15 protein-coding genes and 1 pseudogene are annotated in these 16,185 nt (G+C 65.9%); 15 read left to right on the forward strand and 1 reads right to left on the reverse strand.

The features are described 5' to 3' along the window. The first annotated feature begins 28 nt into the window (after positions 1–28). From AC0Z6F_RS09265 to AC0Z6F_RS09335, 15 genes are all read left to right on the forward strand, one after another. A complete protein-coding gene (locus tag AC0Z6F_RS09265; protein WP_065723232.1) occupies positions 29–778 on the forward strand; it encodes a flagellar basal body rod protein FlgF in 750 nt (249 codons plus the stop codon). Positions 779–880: 102 nt separating this feature from the next. Beyond that, positions 881–1,666 (forward strand): flagellar basal-body rod protein FlgG, encoded by a 786-nt coding sequence (flgG, locus tag AC0Z6F_RS09270; protein ID WP_485617114.1) that lies wholly within the window; start codon positions 881–883, stop codon positions 1,664–1,666. Between the two features lie 22 nt (positions 1,667–1,688). After that, positions 1,689–2,381 carry a flagellar basal body L-ring protein FlgH gene (flgH, locus tag AC0Z6F_RS09275; RefSeq protein ID WP_065723231.1) on the forward strand — a complete coding sequence of 231 codons (693 nt, stop codon included), beginning with the start codon at positions 1,689–1,691 and terminating at the stop codon, positions 2,379–2,381. Between the two features lie 2 nt (positions 2,382–2,383). Continuing rightward, positions 2,384–3,520 carry a flagellar basal body P-ring protein FlgI gene (locus AC0Z6F_RS09280; protein WP_100434596.1) on the forward strand — a complete coding sequence of 379 codons (1,137 nt, stop codon included), beginning with the start codon at positions 2,384–2,386 and terminating at the stop codon, positions 3,518–3,520. A 1-nt stretch (position 3,521) separates the two neighbouring features. Next, positions 3,522–4,721 (forward strand): flagellar assembly peptidoglycan hydrolase FlgJ, encoded by a 1,200-nt coding sequence (flgJ, locus tag AC0Z6F_RS09285; RefSeq protein WP_485617115.1) that lies wholly within the window; start codon positions 3,522–3,524, stop codon positions 4,719–4,721. A gap of 8 nt (positions 4,722–4,729) precedes the next feature. Further along, positions 4,730–6,610 (forward strand): flagellar hook-associated protein FlgK, encoded by a 1,881-nt coding sequence (flgK, locus tag AC0Z6F_RS09290; RefSeq protein ID WP_485617116.1) that lies wholly within the window; start codon positions 4,730–4,732, stop codon positions 6,608–6,610. Next, positions 6,607–7,809: a flagellar hook-associated protein FlgL gene (gene flgL, locus AC0Z6F_RS09295; protein ID WP_485617117.1), complete on the forward strand. Its 1,203-nt coding sequence runs from the start codon at positions 6,607–6,609 to the stop codon at positions 7,807–7,809. The genes flgK and flgL overlap by 4 nt, the downstream gene beginning before the upstream one ends. Positions 7,810–8,226: 417 nt before the next feature. Continuing rightward, the gene (locus tag AC0Z6F_RS09300; protein WP_053449679.1) at positions 8,227–9,444 is read left to right on the forward strand and encodes a flagellin; all 1,218 of its coding nucleotides are present in this window, start codon (positions 8,227–8,229) and stop codon (positions 9,442–9,444) included. A gap of 72 nt (positions 9,445–9,516) precedes the next feature. Then, positions 9,517–10,716 carry a flagellin gene (locus tag AC0Z6F_RS09305; RefSeq protein WP_153675550.1) on the forward strand — a complete coding sequence of 400 codons (1,200 nt, stop codon included), beginning with the start codon at positions 9,517–9,519 and terminating at the stop codon, positions 10,714–10,716. Positions 10,717–10,802: 86 nt separating this feature from the next. Beyond that, on the forward strand, positions 10,803–11,969 hold the full coding sequence (locus AC0Z6F_RS09310; protein WP_153675548.1) for a flagellin: 1,167 nt from the start codon (positions 10,803–10,805) through the stop codon (positions 11,967–11,969). A gap of 441 nt (positions 11,970–12,410) precedes the next feature. After that, complete coding sequence (gene fliD / locus AC0Z6F_RS09315; protein ID WP_485617118.1) at positions 12,411–13,829, forward strand: flagellar filament capping protein FliD; 1,419 nt, start codon at positions 12,411–12,413, stop codon at positions 13,827–13,829. A 130-nt stretch (positions 13,830–13,959) separates the two neighbouring features. After that, positions 13,960–14,376 (forward strand): flagellar export chaperone FliS, encoded by a 417-nt coding sequence (gene fliS / locus AC0Z6F_RS09320; RefSeq protein ID WP_005416447.1) that lies wholly within the window; start codon positions 13,960–13,962, stop codon positions 14,374–14,376. Continuing rightward, a complete protein-coding gene (locus tag AC0Z6F_RS09325) occupies positions 14,373–14,666 on the forward strand; it encodes a flagellar protein FliT (protein WP_012510978.1) in 294 nt (97 codons plus the stop codon). The genes fliS and AC0Z6F_RS09325 overlap by 4 nt, the downstream gene beginning before the upstream one ends. Beyond that, a complete protein-coding gene (locus AC0Z6F_RS09330) occupies positions 14,663–15,241 on the forward strand; it encodes a PilZ domain-containing protein (RefSeq protein WP_006365893.1) in 579 nt (192 codons plus the stop codon). The genes AC0Z6F_RS09325 and AC0Z6F_RS09330 overlap by 4 nt, the downstream gene beginning before the upstream one ends. Positions 15,242–15,332: 91 nt before the next feature. Continuing rightward, positions 15,333–15,965: a response regulator gene (locus tag AC0Z6F_RS09335; RefSeq protein ID WP_032970105.1), complete on the forward strand. Its 633-nt coding sequence runs from the start codon at positions 15,333–15,335 to the stop codon at positions 15,963–15,965. 121 nt (positions 15,966–16,086) lie between these two features. Here AC0Z6F_RS09335 and AC0Z6F_RS09340 read toward each other — a convergent pair. After that, positions 16,087–16,185 (reverse strand): annotated as a pseudogene (locus AC0Z6F_RS09340) (IS481 family transposase); the annotation flags it as partial.

The raw sequence follows: 16,185 nt of genomic DNA on the forward strand, positions 1-16,185 counted from the left end.
GCGCTGACCCTGTCACGGAACTCCCCGCATGGATAAAGCCCTTTACGTGGCGATGACCGGTGCCCGCGCCTCCCTGCAGGCGCAGGGTACGCTCAGCCACAACCTCGCCAACTCGGATACCCCTGGCTTCAAGGAAGCGCTGGCCAATACCGAAGCCTTCCCGATCCGTGGCCCGGGCTTTGCCTCGCGGGTGGATGCGCTGCATGTCGACGCCGGGTTCAACCGCACGCCCGGCTCGCAGCACATCACCGGCAAGCCGCTGGACCTGTCTCTGCAGACCGGCACCTGGCTGGCCGTGCAGTCCAGTGATGGCAGCGAAGCGTACACGCGCGGCGCGGCGCTGTCGGTGACACCCAACGGCCAGCTGGTGACCTCCAGCGGCCGCCCGGTGCTGGACGACAACAACAACCCGATCGCCATTCCGCCCTACCAGGCGATGGAGATCGGTGCCGACGGCACGATCTCGATCATTCCGCAGGGCGAAGGCCCGCAGACCATGGCTCAGATCGGCAGGATCAAGGTCGTGCAGGCACCGGACGAGCGCCTTGAACGCGGCCTGGATGGCCTGTTCCGCAACACCGACCCGCTGCAGCCGTTCGCCCCGGCACAGGGCACGGCAGTCCACAGCGGCCAGCTGGAAGGCAGCAACGTCGATGCCGCCGGTGCACTGGTGCAGATGATCCAGCTGCAGCGCCAGTACGAAATGCAGGTGCAGGTGATCAAGCACGGCGACGACAACGCACGCAGTGCCAACAGCCTGCTGCGCCTGGGCAGCTGACGGGATTCCGGCGCCGGTTGATGCCGGCGCTGGCACACCGCTTGCACACCCGAATTCAAGGGCCGCACTACGTGGCAGGCTTCACCAGACAGGACAGCGAAGATGAACCAGGCATTGTGGATCGCAAAAACCGGACTGGATGCGCAGCAGATGCGCATGTCGGTGGTTTCCAACAACCTCGCCAACACCAACACCACCGGCTTCAAGCAGGACCGTGCCAGCTTCGAAGATCTGCTGTACCAGCAGGTGCGCCAGCCCGGTGGTTCCTCGTCGGCGCAGACCCAGCTGCCGACCGGCCTGCAGCTCGGCACCGGCGTGCGCGTGGTCGCCACCGCCAAGAACTTCGAACAGGGTGGCCAGCAGCAGACCGGCCGCGCCCTGGACGTGATGGTCAACGGCCGCGGCTTCTTCGAAGTGCAGATGCCCGACGGCAGCTCGGCCTACACCCGTGATGGCTCGTTCAAGATCAACCAGGACAGCGAGCTGGTCACCAACAGCGGCTATCCGGTGCAGCCGGGCATCCAGATTCCCGAAGGCGCGCAGTCGGTCACCATCGGTACCGACGGCACCATCAGCGTGAAGATGGCCGACGGTGCCGCTTCGGTGGAAGTGGGCGCGCTGACCCTGACCGACTTCGTCAATCCGGCCGGCCTGCAGGCCCGCGGCGAGAACCTGTTCCTGGAGACCACCGCGTCCGGCCCGGCACAGAACGGCAATCCCGGCCTCAATGGCCTGGGCATCGTGGTGCAGGGTGCGCTGGAAGGCAGCAACGTCAATGTGGTGGAAGAGCTGGTGTCGATGATCGAAACCCAGCGCGCCTACGAAATGAACGCCAAGGCGATCTCCACCACCGACTCGATGCTCGGCTACCTCAACAACAAGCTCTGACCGGCCCAACCGGGAAACCGCCATGTCGCCCCTTTCCAACTTCGCCCGTACCGCCCTCGCCTGCGCCGTGGCCGCCCTGCTCGGTGGCTGCGTGATCGCGGGCGACGTGCGCCCCTACCCGACGATGGCACCGATCCAGCCGATCATGCCGCCGCAGGCCCAGCCGACCGCTGGCGCGATCTACGCCGCTGGCCCGACCCTGCAGCTGTACTCGGACCGTCGCGCACGCGACGTAGGCGACCTGCTGACGATCAGCCTGCTGGAAAACACCACCGCACAGACCAGTGCCAACACCGCCACCAACAAGGAATCGAACCTGAGCCTGGGCACACCGTCCATCTTCGGCGCACCGGTCACCCTGGGCGGCAAGGACATCCTGAGCGCCACGGCCAAGGGTGCACGTGACTTCACCGGCAAGGGCAACAGCGCACAGAGCAACCGCCTGCAGGGCAACGTCACGGTCACCGTGATCCAGCGCCTGCCCAACGGCAACCTGGTGGTGCAGGGGCAGAAGAACCTGCGCCTGAACCAGGGCGATGAACTGGTGCAGGTGCAGGGCATCGTCCGTCCCGGCGACATCAGCCCGGACAACACCATTCCGTCCAGCCGCGTGGCCGAGGCCCGCATCGTCTACGGCGGTCGCGGCCCGGTCGCGCAGTCCAACGCGATGGGTTGGCTGAGCCGCTTCTTCAACTCCGGCCTGACGCCGTTCTGAGTATGGCCATGAATTCCTTCTTCTCTTCTTCCTGGCGGCGCCGCGCGGCGTTGATCGTCGCGCTGATGCTGCTGATCGTGGCAGCCCCCGCCAGTGCCGAGCGCATCAAGGACCTGGCCCAGGTCGGCGGCGTGCGCGGCAATGCGCTGGTCGGCTACGGCCTGGTGGTCGGCCTGGATGGCAGCGGCGACCGCACCAGCCAGGCGCCCTTCACCGTGCAGAGCCTGAAGAACCTGCTGGGCGAGCTGGGTGTCAACGTGCCGGCCAACGTCAACCCGCAGCTGAAGAACGTGGCCGCCGTGGCGATCCATGCCGAACTGCCGCCGTTCGCCAAGCCGGGCCAGCCGATCGACATCACCGTGTCCTCGATCGGCAACGCGGTGTCGCTGCGTGGCGGTTCGCTGCTGATGGCGCCGTTGCGCGGCGCCGACGGCCAGATCTACGCCATCGCCCAGGGCAACCTGATCGTCGGTGGCTTCGGCGCACAAGGCAAGGACGGCTCCCGCGTCTCGGTGAACGTACCGAGCGTCGGCCGCATTCCCAACGGCGCCACCGTTGAGCGCGCTCTGCCCGATCCGCTGGCCAATGGCGGCGACATCACCCTGAACCTGCACAATAACGATTTCACTACGGTGTCGCGCATGGTCGCCGCGCTCAACAATGCGTTCGGCGAAGGCGCGGCACGCGCAGTCGATGGCGTGACCGTCGCGGTCACCGCACCTACTGACCCGGGCGCGCGCATCGGCCTGCTGGCCCGCATCGAGAACCTGGAACTGACGCCGGGCAGCGCCCCGGCCAAGGTGGTGGTCAATTCGCGTACCGGCACCGTGGTCATCGGCCAGCAGGTGAAGGTCGGCCCGGCGGCGATCTCGCACGGTTCGCTGACGGTGACGATCCAGGAGAACACCAACGTCAGCCAGCCCAATGCGCTGTCCGGCGGCCGCACCGTGGCCAGCCCGCAGTCGACCATCACCGCCACCAACGACGGCAGCCGCATGTTCAAGTTCAGCGGCGGCACCACCCTGGACGAGATCGTGCACGCGGTGAACGCGGTCGGCGCAGCACCAGGCGATCTCATCGCGATCCTGGAAGCCCTGAAGCAGGCCGGCGCACTGAGTGCCGAGCTCGAGGTGATCTGATATGCGCATCACTCCCGCATTCGATCTGCACCCGGCGCAACAGAACGATCCGGCCAAGATCGACAAGGTCGCGCGCCAGCTGGAAGGCCAGTTCGCGCAGATGCTGGTCAAGAGCATGCGTGACGCCAGTTTTGGCGATTCGCTGTTCCCCGGCGAAAACAAGATGTTCCGCGACATGTACGACCAGAAGATTGCCGAGGCGATGACCCGCGGCAAGGGCCTGGGCCTGTCGGGCATGATCAGCCGCCAGCTGTCCGGGCAGGCCGCCGAAGGTCCGCCACTGGATACCCGCGTGGACCCGGCCAAGGCCAGCCGCGCCTACCAGCTCAACGCGCCGGCCAAGCCAGCACCGTCACTGCCACTGGAAGACGGCGGCCAGGCCGTGCGCCTGCTGCTGCAGATGGCTGCCGGTGCCCAACATGGCGCCCAGGCCGCGGTTGCGCCGATGGAACAGGCGCTGGACCTGATCGCTGGCCGTGAAAGCAGCAGCATGCACCGCTCGCTGGGCACCGACGATCCGTACATCGGCAGCCTGCAGGGCGATGACTGGGCGGCCAGCAGCGACCAGTGGTCCGCAACGGCGAGCAATCGCGGTACGGCGATCAACCCGGCTGACGCGATGGCCACCCGTACCGCCGTGGCTCAGCTAGGCGAGCACACCCCGGAAGGCTTCGTCGCCAGCATCTGGCAGCACGCGCAGAGCGCGGCCAAGGAACTGGGCGTGGATGCCCGCGCCCTGGTGGCCCAGGCCGCACTGGAAACCGGCTGGGGCAAGCGCCACATCAAGCACGCCGACGGCAGCACCTCGCACAACCTGTTCGGCATCAAGGCCAACGGCTGGAACGGCCAGCGCGCCGTGGCCGGCACCCACGAATATGTCGATGGCGTGCGCCGCAACGAGACCGCCAGCTTCCGCGCCTACAGCTCGCCGGCCGAAAGCTTCGCCGACTACGTGCGCCTGTTGAAGACCAGCCCGCGCTACCAGCAGGCCCTGCAGGCCGGTACTGACGTGCAGGGCTTCGCCCGTGGCCTGCAGCGCGCCGGCTATGCCACCGATCCGCGTTACGCGGCCAAGATCGCCGCGATTGCCGGCGGCCCGACCATCGAGCGCGCCGTAAGCGCCGTGGCCGATGCAGGCAGCCGCCTTGGCCAGACCTTCGCCAGCACCGCAACCGCGGCGCTGGGTATCACTCGTCGTTGAGGAACCCCATGTCCAGCGTACTTTCCACCGGTACCGGTGCCCTGCTCGCCTTCCAGCGTGCGTTGGCGACCACCAGCCACAACGTGGCCAACCTCAACACGCCTGGCTACAGCCGGCAGAAGGTCAACTTCGCCACCGCCGATCCGCAGAACTACGGTTACGGCACGGTCGGCAACGGTACCCGCATCACCGACATCCGCCGCACGGCCGACCAGCTGGCGATCTCGCGCCTGCTCGACAGCAGCGGCGAACTGGCGCGCCTGAAGCAGCTCTCGGGCATGGCCGACCGGGTCAATGCGCTGTTCTCCGATCCGGCCACCAACGTCTCCGGTGTGTGGTCGAACTTCTTCGACTCGGTCAGCGGCCTGTCCTCCAATGCCGCCGGCACCGCCGACCGCCAGAACATGCTTGATGGCGGCAAGGCCCTGGCGAACCGTTTCGTGCAGCTCAACACGCACCTGAACAATCTCAACGGCGAGGTCAACAACGGCCTGCTGGCCGGTGCCACCGAGGTCAATCGCCTGGCGCAGGAGATCGCACAGATCAATGGTGCCATCGGCACCAACATCGCCAACGCCGCCCCCGACCTGCTCGACCGCCGCGACCAGCTGATCACCCAGCTGATTGGTTACACCGGCGGCACGGCGGTGATCCAGGACGGCGGCATCATGAATGTCTACACCGCCGGCGGCAACGCGCTGGTGGTGGGCACCACGGCGACCAAGGTCACTACCGTGGCCGACCCGTACCAGCCGGAACGCCTGCAGCTGGCGCTTGAAACCCAGGGCAATACGATCCGGCTCGACCCGAAGGCGGTCGGTGGCCAGATCGGCGGCCTGCTGGAGTTCCGCGACACCGTGCTGACCCCGGCCCAGGCCGAACTGGGCAAGCTGGCCGTGGGCCTGGCCGAGAGCTTCAACCAGGCCCACCACCAGGGCGTGGACCTGTACGGCAAGCTGGGCGGCGACTTCTTCAACATCGGCAATCCGCGCGTCACCGCCAACAATGCCAACACCGGCACCGCCAGCCTCACCGCCACCTATGGCGACCTGGGCAAGCTGGACGCGCAGAACGTGGTGCTGCAGTTCGATGGCAGCAACTGGAAGGCCAGCCGTGCCGACACCGGCGCCAATGTTCCGCTGACCGGCACCGGCACGGCCGCGGATCCGCTGGTGATCAACGGCGTCAAAATGGTTGTCGGCGGCACTCCGGCTGCCAATGACCGCTTCCTGCTGCAGCCGACCGCCGGCGTGGCCGGCAGCATGGAGATCGCGATCACCGATCCGTCGCGCATTGCTGCCGCTGCGGCAGTCAAGGGCGCCGCAGCCACCGCCAACACCGGCACCGGCAAGCTGAGCGGCGTCACCGTCACCGATTCGAACAACGCCAACCTGCGCAATCCGGCGGCGATCGTGTTCACCTCGGCCACCACCTACACCATCGATGGCGGCCCGCCACAGACCTACACCCCTGGCCAGACCATCAGCGCCAACGGCTGGAGCTTCGTACTGGACGGTGCGCCCAAGGTCGGCGACACCTTCAACATCACCCCGACCCCGGCCGGCTCCTCCGACAACAGCAATGCCTCCAAGCTGGCCAAGGTGGAGAGCGCCAAGGCGTTCAACGCCGGCACGGTGACGCTGAACGGCGCGCTGGGTGGCCTGACCACCCAGGTCGGTGCCGCGGCCCGTTCGGCCGAGTACTCGCTGGATGCCCAGCTGGTGATCAATGACAAGGCGCAGGAGGCCCGCGACGAGGTATCCGGCGTCAATCTGGATGAAGAAGCGGCCGACATGTTGCGCCTGCAGCAGGCCTACCAGGCCGCCTCGCAGCTGATCTCCACCGCCGACAGCATGTTCCAGACAATCCTGGGAGCCGTCCGCCGATGAGCAGCCGCATCTCCACCAGCATGATGTTCAACCAGTCCGTGTCGCTGATGATGGCCAAGCAGGCCAAGCTCAGCCACCTGGAGCAGCAGATCGCCACCGGCAGCAAGATCGTCAGCGCCAAGGACGATCCGGTCGGCGCCGGTGCTGCCGTTGGCCTGGACCGCAGCCTGGCCGCACTGGACCGGATGAAGCTCAATGCCGGCAACGTGCAGAACCGCCTGGGCGTGCAGGAAAACACCCTGGCACAGGTCAACGATCTGATGGGTCGGGTCAACGACCTGACCATCCAGGCCAGCAACCCCGCCTTGAGCGCGGCCGACAAAAAGACGCTGATCACCGAACTGAACCAGATCCGCGACGGCCTGCTGTCGCTGGCCAACGCCGACGACGGCACCGGCCGCTACGTGTTCGGCGGCACCAACGACGGTGACCCGCCGTTCGCCAAGATCAATGGCAAGGTGGTCTACCGTGGTGACCAGACCCAGCGCCAGGTCGAAGTCGGCCCGGATACCTATGTGCGTGATTCCCTGCCCGGCAGCGAGATCTTCATGCGCATCCCAACCGGTGATGGCTTCGTCGACGGCGGTGCCGCGGCGGGCAATACCGGCAATGGCGTGCTGACCAACATCACCCGCGACGGCAGCGACAGCTGGAACGGCCAGAGTTTCAGCGTCCGCTTCACCGCAGCCAACCAGTACGAAGTGCTCGATGGCGCCGGCAACGTGACCGGTACCGGCACCTACAAGGCCGGTGACAATCTCGAAGTAAACGGGGTGCGCCTGCAGATCACCGGTGCCCCCGCTGCGGGCGACAGCTTCAATGTGAAGCCTGCGACCAGCCGCGACATCTTCAACACCATGGACAAACTGATCGCCGCGCTGGATGCCGATACCGGCACCACGGCGAAGATGAGCGCACAGCAGAACGAGCTGCAGAATGCGCTGCGCGACGTGGCACGCGCGTCGGAACGGATGATCGACTCACGTGCAGCCGGCGGCGCACAGCTGAAGGCGCTGGACAATGCCGCCGACATGCGTGAAGCCAACGGCGTAACCCTGAAGACCACGCTGTCGCAGATGCGCGACCTGGATTATGCCGATGCGCTGAGCCAGTACCAGTTGCAGAGCACGGCACTGCAGGCTGCGCAGACGATCTTCTCGCAGATGCAGTCGATGTCGTTGTTCAACAAGATCCGCTGACGCATCTCCTGCGTCACCCCTGAAAGGCCGCGATGCCCTGCATCGCGGCCTTTTTCGTTTCTGCGGCCATCGCCCGCTGCGCTCGCCGGGCATGGCCCGGCGCTACCGAATGGCTGGCTCTGGTAGCGCCCGGCCATGCCCGGCGGATTTTCCGTGATTACCCATCAAGCCCGCCGCTGCCCCGCCGATACCTTCATCAGCGCTGGCTGGGCATGCCCAACCGCCTCCTCCGGGGCTCGAAAAGCCCGGAAAAACGGCCTCCGGCAACGAAATCCGGCCTCAACGGAATTCACGGCTAAAGGTTGTTGACAAAGCGCCGTTATTCATTTGGCAACAGCGAAGCACACAGCCACACAAAAAAACAGGCGGCGCTTCGTTTCATTCACCAACGGGTTCCATATAAGAGGAGACGACCCCATGGCACAGGTAATCAACACCAATACGATGTCGCTCAACGCTCAGCGCAACCTGAGCACCAGCGGCAGCTCGCTCGCTACCACCATCCAGCGCCTCTCGTCCGGCCTGCGCATCAACAGCGCGAAGGACGACGCGGCCGGCCTGGCCATCAGCGAGCGCTTCACCACCCAGATCCGTGGTCTGGACGTAGCCATCCGCAACGCCAACGACGGCATCTCGCTGGCCCAGGTCGCCGAAGGCTCGCTGAGCGAAGTCGGCAACAACCTGCAGCGCATCCGCGAACTGGCCGTGCAGTCCTCCAACGCCACCAACTCGGCCAGCGACCGCAAGGCCCTGCAGGCCGAAGTGACCCAGCTGGTCTCGGAAGTGGACCGCGTCGCCAAGCAGGCCGACTTCAACGGCACCAAGCTGCTGGACGGCTCCTTCACCAGCCAACTGTTCCAGGTGGGTGCCAACGCCGGCCAGGCCATCGCCATCAACAGCGTGGTCAACGCCAAGGCCGATTCGCTGGGCGCCGCCTCCTTCGCCAACGGCTACACCGGCACCGCGCTGGCGACCGACAAGGCCACCGCCGACACCACCTACTCCGGCCTGCAGATCTCGGTAACCCCGCCGGGCGGCACCGCCACCACGATCACCGTCAACGACTTCACCGTGAAGGCGGGCGAGTCGATCACCTCGGCCACCTCCGCTGCGATCAACAACAAGCTGGGCGAAACCGGCGTCATGGCCTCGGTCAATGCCGGCGTGATCAGCCTGGCTTCGGTCAAGGACGGCCAGACCTTCACCCTCGGCGTCAGCGCCGCGACCCCGCCGACCGGCGCCACCGCCGCGACCATCGCCGGCCTCGGCCTGACCGAGACCAGCACCAATGGCGGCACGCTCACCGGCACCTCGGCCAGCTTCGTCAAGGACCTGAACGTCACCACCGCCGAAGGCGCGCAGAAGGCGCTGTCGATCGTCGACAAGGCCCTGGAGTCGGTCAACAGCGTCCGCGCCGACCTCGGTGCGATCCAGAACCGCTTCACCTCGGTGGTGGCCAACCTGCAGACCTCCTCGGAGAACCTGTCGGCCTCGCGCAGCCGCATCCGCGATACCGACTTCGCCAAGGAAACCGCCGAACTGACCCGCACCCAGATCCTGCAGCAGGCCGGTACGGCCATGCTGGCCCAGGCCAACCAGGTACCGCAGAACGTGCTCAGCCTGTTGCAGCGCTGACATGAGCCGCCCCCGGGGCACGTCGGGGGCGTCTAACCCAACTCACGTGCAACCGCTCAAGGACCTCTCCTCATGGCACAAGTCATCAACACCAATACGATGTCGTTGAATGCTCAGCGTAACCTGAGCACCAGCGGCAGCTCGCTGGCCACCACCATCCAGCGCCTGTCCTCCGGTTCGCGCATCAACAGCGCCAAGGATGACGCCGCTGGCCTGGCGATCTCCGAGCGCTTCGGCACCCAGATCCGTGGTACCGACGTCGCCATCCGCAATGCCAACGACGGCATCTCGCTGGCCCAGGTCGCCGAAGGTTCGCTGACCGAAATCGGCAACAACCTGCAGCGCGTCCGCGAGCTGTCGGTGCAGGCCTCCAACGCCACCAACTCGGCCAGTGACCGCAAGGCACTGCAGGCCGAAGTGACCCAGCTGGTTTCGGAAATCGACCGCGTCGCCAAGCAGTCGGACTTCAACGGCACCAAGCTGCTGGACGGCTCGTTCTCCAGCCAGCTGTTCCAGGTCGGTGCCAACGCTGGCCAGGCAATTGCCATCGACAAGACCATCGATGCCAAGACCAATGCCCTGGGTGGTGCGCAGTTCTCCAGCGGCAAGCTCGCCGTCACGATTCCGGCTGCTCCGGCCGACGCCGCGAACATCACCGGCATCACCATCACCGACAGCAAGGGCAATGCGGTGAAGTTCGATGACCTGAAGGTTGCCAGCACCGGCGTGGCCGCGGACACCCAGAAGGCGGCCGCCAAGGCACTGTCTGCTCACATCAATGCCAAGATCGGTGAAACCGGCGTCTACGCCGAAGTCAATTCGGCAGGTACCGGCGTTGATCTGACCTCGGTCAAGGACAGCGTCGACAAGGACGGCGCTTACAAGGGCATCACTGTGGCTGCCACGGGCGCAACCTATACCGATGACGTGGTTGCCCCGGCAACGGCACCGGCCAAGAACTTCGCCGACAAGATCGACGTGTCCACCGTGAAGGGTGCACAGCAGGCAATGGAAGTGGTCGACAAGGCCCTGGGTGCGATCAACAGCACCCGCGCCGACCTCGGTGCGGTCCAGAACCGCTTCACCTCGGTGGTTGCCAACCTGCAGACCTCGTCGGAGAACCTGTCGGCTTCGCGCAGCCGCATCAAGGACACCGATTTCGCCAAGGAAACCGCTGAGCTGACCCGCACCCAGATCCTGCAGCAGGCCGGTACGGCCATGCTGGCCCAGGCCAACCAGGTGCCGCAGGGCGTGCTCAGCCTGCTGCGCTGATCCGCTCCTTGATCGACCACCGGGCGGTGGCTGAGCTGCCGCCCGGTTCCTGAACTACGTTCCACCTTCGCCAAAGGAAAAGCACCATGGCACAAGTCATCAACACCAACACCATGTCGCTGAATGCTCAGCGCAACCTGAGCACCAGCGGCAGCTCGCTGGCCACCACCATCCAGCGCCTGTCCTCCGGTTCGCGCATCAACAGCGCCAAGGACGATGCGGCCGGCCTGGCCATCTCCGAGCGCTTCGGCACCCAGATCCGCGGTACCGACGTGGCCATCCGCAATGCCAACGACGGCATCTCGCTGGCCCAGGTCGCCGAAGGCTCGCTGACCGAAATCGGCAACAACCTGCAGCGCGTCCGCGAGCTGTCGGTGCAGGCGTCCAACGCCACCAACTCGGCCAGCGACCGCAAGGCGCTGCAGGCTGAAGTGACCCAGCTGGTCTCGGAAATCGACCGCGTTGCCAAGCAGTCGGACTTCAACGGTACCAAGCTGCTGGACGGCTCGTTCTCCAGCCAGCTGTTCCAGGTCGGCGCCAATGCGGGCCAGGCCATTGCCATCGACAAGACCATCGATGCCAAGACCAACGCCCTGGGCGGCGCACAGTTCGTCACCGGCACCATCGCAGCTACCGTCGTTGCCCCGGATGCGGATGGCGATGTGTCCATCGCTGCATTCAGCCTGGGTAGCTCGCAGGGTACGGTCAAGTTCGACAAGCTCGATCTGACCGGCACCACCGCGGCGAAGGCTGGCCAGGCACTGGCCACCCACATCAATGCCAAGATCGGTGAAACCGGCGTCCTCGCTGAAGCCAATGCCACCACCGGCGAGATCACCCTGACCTCGGTCAAAGACAGCATCGACAAGGATGGCGCGCTGGTACAGCTGACCGGCACCGGCATTGCAGTGACCGGCAACGCCACGATTCCGGACAAGCAGTACGCCGACAAGATCGACGTGTCCACCGTGAAGGGTGCACAGCAGGCGATGGAAGTGGTCGACAAGGCCCTGGGTGCGATCAACAGCACCCGCGCCGACCTCGGCGCCGTGCAGAACCGCTTCACCTCGGTGGTGGCCAACCTGCAGACCTCGTCGGAAAACCTGTCGGCTTCGCGTAGCCGCATCAAGGACACCGACTTTGCCAAGGAAACCGCCGAACTGACCCGCACCCAGATCCTGCAGCAGGCCGGTACGGCCATGCTAGCCCAGGCCAACCAGGTGCCGCAGGGCGTGCTCAGCCTGCTGCGCTGATCCACGGGAAGAAGGCGCCGCTGCCGTCGGGTTGAACCGATGGCAGCGGCAACCCGGAAGCCACGGTGCACGAAGGCGCGGGCCATGCCCGGCCCGGGAACTCTCCCGAACCGGCTTGGCATCGCCCGCTCCTGCGGACCTCTCTTTCAGCGCTGTACCTTTGACTGTACGTACCGGGCGGCTTCGTCTCCCCCCGATTGTCAGTAGCCTGATCCCTCCCCTGCATTGGGGGAGGGTCTTTTGCAGACTCCCGGCAGCCCGCGGTGAACTTCCCCGCACCCTGCCCCAACCCTCCTGCAACCTGCGTGCCAGAACCCGCGCCAGACCATTGGCACGGCGCATGCATCAACGAAGTCCTCAAGACCCAGCGGCGCAGGCCGCTATTTTCGTTGACGACGGGCCACCGCACGACGGCCAGGCCCGTATACCAGGAGAAACGACGTGGCAGACTTTGGATACGGTGGCATTGGCTCGGGACTCAACATCTCGGACATCGTCAACAAGCTGGTCGCAGCCGACCGCAAGCCCGCCGACAATGCACTGAACCTGCAGCAGTCCAAGACCAAGATGCAGCTGTCGTCTGTCGGCACGGTCACCTCGGCTTTCGACAAGCTGAAGACCGCTCTGACTGCACTGAAAGCCACCACGGCCTTCGACACCCGTACTGTGACCGCCACCGGCAAGGCACAGCCAGGCAACACCGACGATGTGCTGACGGCGTCGGTGGCGCTGTACGACCTGGGCACCAGCAAGGCGGCCGCCTCCAATGGCACCCACAAGATCGAGGTGAAGAACCTGGCGTCGGCGCACAAGCTGATCGCCGACACCTCGGTGCCCAAGACCGATACCTTCGGCGCCGGAACCTTGACGCTGACCGTCGGCGTGGGCGACAAGGCCAAGACCATGAACATCGAGGTCGAGGCCGGCGACACGCTGACCACGGTGCGCAACAAGATCGATGCCGCCGGCCGAAAGGAAGGCGTACAGGCCACGCTGATCAGTTCCGGCGACAACCAGTACCTGTCCATCGCGCAGGAAAAGACCGGCGCGGCCAGCGCGATCAAGCTGGAGTACGGTGGCAGCGACCCGAAACTGGGCGCGCTGGTCGGCAGCCTTAAGGAAAACAGCCCGGCCACCGATGCACTGCTGACCATCGACGGCGTGGAAGTGGTGAGCGCCAGCAACACCGTGACCGACGCAGTGCCGGGGCTGACCCTGAATCTGAAGGTGAAGGGACTGAGCACCGTCGTCATCAGCACCGACACCACCGCCGCGACCAAGGTGATGCAGGAGTTCGTGACCGCCTACAACGCGGCCATCGCGGCGATCAACACTGAAACCAAGTACGACGCGAAGACCAAGGAAGCCTCCGCGCTGACCGGCGATGCACAGATGCGCGGCGCGCTCGCCCAGCTGCGTTCAACGATGTCCGGCGTGCTGTTGGACCTTGCAGGCGACAAGCTCGACGCCAAGGCGCTGGGCCTGCAGACGCGTGGCTACCCCAACGCCGATGGCACCCTGGTGCTGGATACCACCAAGTTCGCTGCCGCCCTCGCCGCCCAACCCGAAAAGATCCGCCAGGCGATCACCGGCGATACCGGCGGCGCCGGCCGGCTGTACACGATGGTCGACGGCTACGTCAGCACCACGGTCGGCAAGGAAGGTGCATTCGTCGCCCGCACCAAGGGCCTGAACAGCACCCTGGACAACATCGACAAGCGTCGCAAGGACCTGGACGCACGCATGGTCGGTGTCGAAGCCCGCTACAAGAAGCAGTTCGTGGCACTGGACAGCCTGATGGGCAAGCTGCAGCAGAGCAGCAACACGCTGTCGCAGCAGCTGTCACAGCTGAACCGCTGAGGAAACGCGTGCGACGCTCAAGTTTGGCGTCGTACGCACCGATAACGGACGCAACAGCAATCATCGCAGCGCCGGCGCCAACGGTCCCTTTCGACCGCACGCCGGCACCCAGCGCAAGGGAGAATCACGAATGTACGGTTCCAGCCGTCAGTACGCCGAGCAATACCGCCAGGTGGGAGTGACCAGTGCGGTCGCCGATGCCGATCCGCACAAGCTGGTGGCGATGCTGCTGGCCGGCGCGCTGGAGCGCGTGCGGCGAGCCCTGGCCAGCCTCGAGCGTGGCGACCAGGCCGGCAAGGGCAAGGCGATCGGCGAGGTCTGTGCGATCGTCGGCCACCTCAACGGCTCGCTGGATCATGAAGCCGGCGGCGAGATCGCCGGAAATCTGTCGGCGCTGTATGACTATGTGCTGCAGCGCCTGACCGAGGCCAACCTGCACAACGACCGTGCCGCGCTGGATGAGTCGCTGCAGCTGCTGGGCGAGATCGACAGCGCCTGGAATGCGATTCCGCATGAGCAGCGACGCCCGGCGGCGGTGGCACCATGAGCGTGCTTGAGCTAAACGCACAGCTCGATGCCTTCGAGAAGGCGCTCGGCGAAGAAGCCTTCGAACAGGCCGACAGCCTGCTGGATGGCCACGACAGCGCCCTGCACGCCCTGCTGAGCCAGCCACTGACCGATGCCGACCACGCGCCGCTGTCGGCGCTGCTGGAACGTCAGCAGAGCCTGCTCGGCCTGCTGCGCCAGCGCCGCGATGCGGTATCGGTGCAGCTGCATGATGGCCGCCGTTCCCTTCGCGCGGCGCATGCCTACCTGCAGGCAGAATCGCTGGCATGACCCAATTGCCGACCACGTCGCTGCACCACCCGGCCGAGAGCGAACTATTCGACGAAACGCTCAGCTGCGAACTGGCACTGCCGGCCGAATTTCAAGCGGGCAGCGCCGCTGGCCGTACCAGCAGCGCCGAAGGCCTGCTGCGCAGCCTGGCGCTTGTCGAGGACAGCCGGGTCGACGAACATGAAGAACGCAGTGAAGCCAGCCTGCAGCTGCAGCGCCTGGAGGCCAAGCTGGACCTGGCGATGGTGCTGCTCGGCCGGCTGGTTCGCCAGCAGGGCCAGGAGCTGACCCTGCGCCCGGTGCGCTGGTCACGCCGCGGCATCCGCCTGCAACTGGGGCCGCGCAGCGGCGCCAGTCCCGGCCAGGCCGGCGTGGTTCGCCTGCAGCCCAGCGACTGGCTGCCCGACCATATTGACCTGCCGGTGGAGGTGATTGCCGAAGCCGCTGATGGCGGCGGTGGTCACTATCTCTGGCTGCGCTTCCAGCGCCTCGGTGACGGCCTGGAAATGGCGATGGAGCGGCATCTGTTCCGCCTGCATCGTCGCCAGGTGGCCGAAGCGCGTCGCGCACGCTGAAAGCTGTCAGCATGAAGCAGTACGGACGGCCCTTGGCGTGCCCGTTCAGCTAAGTTAAGGTGGACTCCCCTCACGGACCTCCAACGTGCCTGTGCGAGTTCTCATCGTCGACGATCACACCCTTGTCCGCGCCGGCCTTGCGCGGCTGTTGCAGGGGTTTGCCGACGTGCAGCTCGTCGCCGAGGCCAGCAATGCCGAGCAGGCACTGCAGCTGGCCCTGCAGCACGCCCCGGACGTGATCCTGATGGACCTGTCACTGCCCGGCCGCACCGGCCTGGAAGCCCTCAGCGACATCCGCCTGCGCGCCCCTGGCACCCGGGTGGTGATGATGACCATGCACGACGACGCCGCGCACGTGCGCGATGCACTCGATCGCGGTGCGGTCGGGTTCCTGGTCAAGGATGCCGCACCGCAGGAACTGGAACTGGCGCTGCGCGCCGCGCACGCCGGCCAGGTATTCCTGAGCCCGCAGATCTCCGCCAAGATGCTGGCGCCGATGCTTGGGCGCGAGAAACCCACCGGCATCGCCGCATTGTCGCCGCGCCAGCGCGAGATCCTGCGCCGCATCGGCAAGGGCGAGAGCAACAAGGAAATCGCCGCCGACCTCGGCATCAGCGTCAAGACGGTGGAAACCCACCGTGCACGCATGATGGAGTCGCTGGGCTGCCGCCGCGCCAACGACCTGTTGCTGCTCGCCGCGCGCCACCAGCACGAGCTGGAATAAGCGCGAGCCTCGGCGGCGCGAAACGATGGCTGGGTAGAGTGGGCAATTGGCAGAGTCGACTGTTAGTCGACTTTCGCGCGGAGCGCGGGCCTTTTCCTTGGTCTGATCAGAGAGCAGTCGACTAACTGTGTAAACCCACTACGTTGTTCAGCCGTACTCTTGAGATAGGTGGCTGGCCGCCGATCGCCATATGGGGACGGTGCCAGTTGTAGTGGTGCAG

Source organism: Stenotrophomonas sp. 1L-E-5-B-C3 (genome assembly GCF_057292075.1).

Excerpts from the sequence above, each read along its gene's own strand:
- flgJ (WP_485617115.1), top strand. The coding sequence starts at position 3,522 with ATGCGCATCACTCCCGCATTCGATCTGCACCCGGCGCAACAGAACGAT.
- flgG (WP_485617114.1), top strand. The coding sequence starts at position 881 with ATGAACCAGGCATTGTGGATCGCAAAAACCGGACTGGATGCGCAGCAG.
- AC0Z6F_RS09305 (WP_153675550.1), top strand. The coding sequence starts at position 9,517 with ATGGCACAAGTCATCAACACCAATACGATGTCGTTGAATGCTCAGCGT.
- AC0Z6F_RS09300 (WP_053449679.1), top strand. The coding sequence starts at position 8,227 with ATGGCACAGGTAATCAACACCAATACGATGTCGCTCAACGCTCAGCGC.
- AC0Z6F_RS09280 (WP_100434596.1), top strand. The coding sequence starts at position 2,384 with ATGGCCATGAATTCCTTCTTCTCTTCTTCCTGGCGGCGCCGCGCGGCG.
- flgL (WP_485617117.1), top strand. The coding sequence starts at position 6,607 with ATGAGCAGCCGCATCTCCACCAGCATGATGTTCAACCAGTCCGTGTCG.
- AC0Z6F_RS09265 (WP_065723232.1), top strand. The coding sequence starts at position 29 with ATGGATAAAGCCCTTTACGTGGCGATGACCGGTGCCCGCGCCTCCCTG.
- flgH (WP_065723231.1), top strand. The coding sequence starts at position 1,689 with ATGTCGCCCCTTTCCAACTTCGCCCGTACCGCCCTCGCCTGCGCCGTG.
- AC0Z6F_RS09325 (WP_012510978.1), top strand. The coding sequence starts at position 14,373 with ATGAGCGTGCTTGAGCTAAACGCACAGCTCGATGCCTTCGAGAAGGCG.
- AC0Z6F_RS09330 (WP_006365893.1), top strand. The coding sequence starts at position 14,663 with ATGACCCAATTGCCGACCACGTCGCTGCACCACCCGGCCGAGAGCGAA.
- flgK (WP_485617116.1), top strand. The coding sequence starts at position 4,730 with ATGTCCAGCGTACTTTCCACCGGTACCGGTGCCCTGCTCGCCTTCCAG.
- fliS (WP_005416447.1), top strand. The coding sequence starts at position 13,960 with ATGTACGGTTCCAGCCGTCAGTACGCCGAGCAATACCGCCAGGTGGGA.
- AC0Z6F_RS09310 (WP_153675548.1), top strand. The coding sequence starts at position 10,803 with ATGGCACAAGTCATCAACACCAACACCATGTCGCTGAATGCTCAGCGC.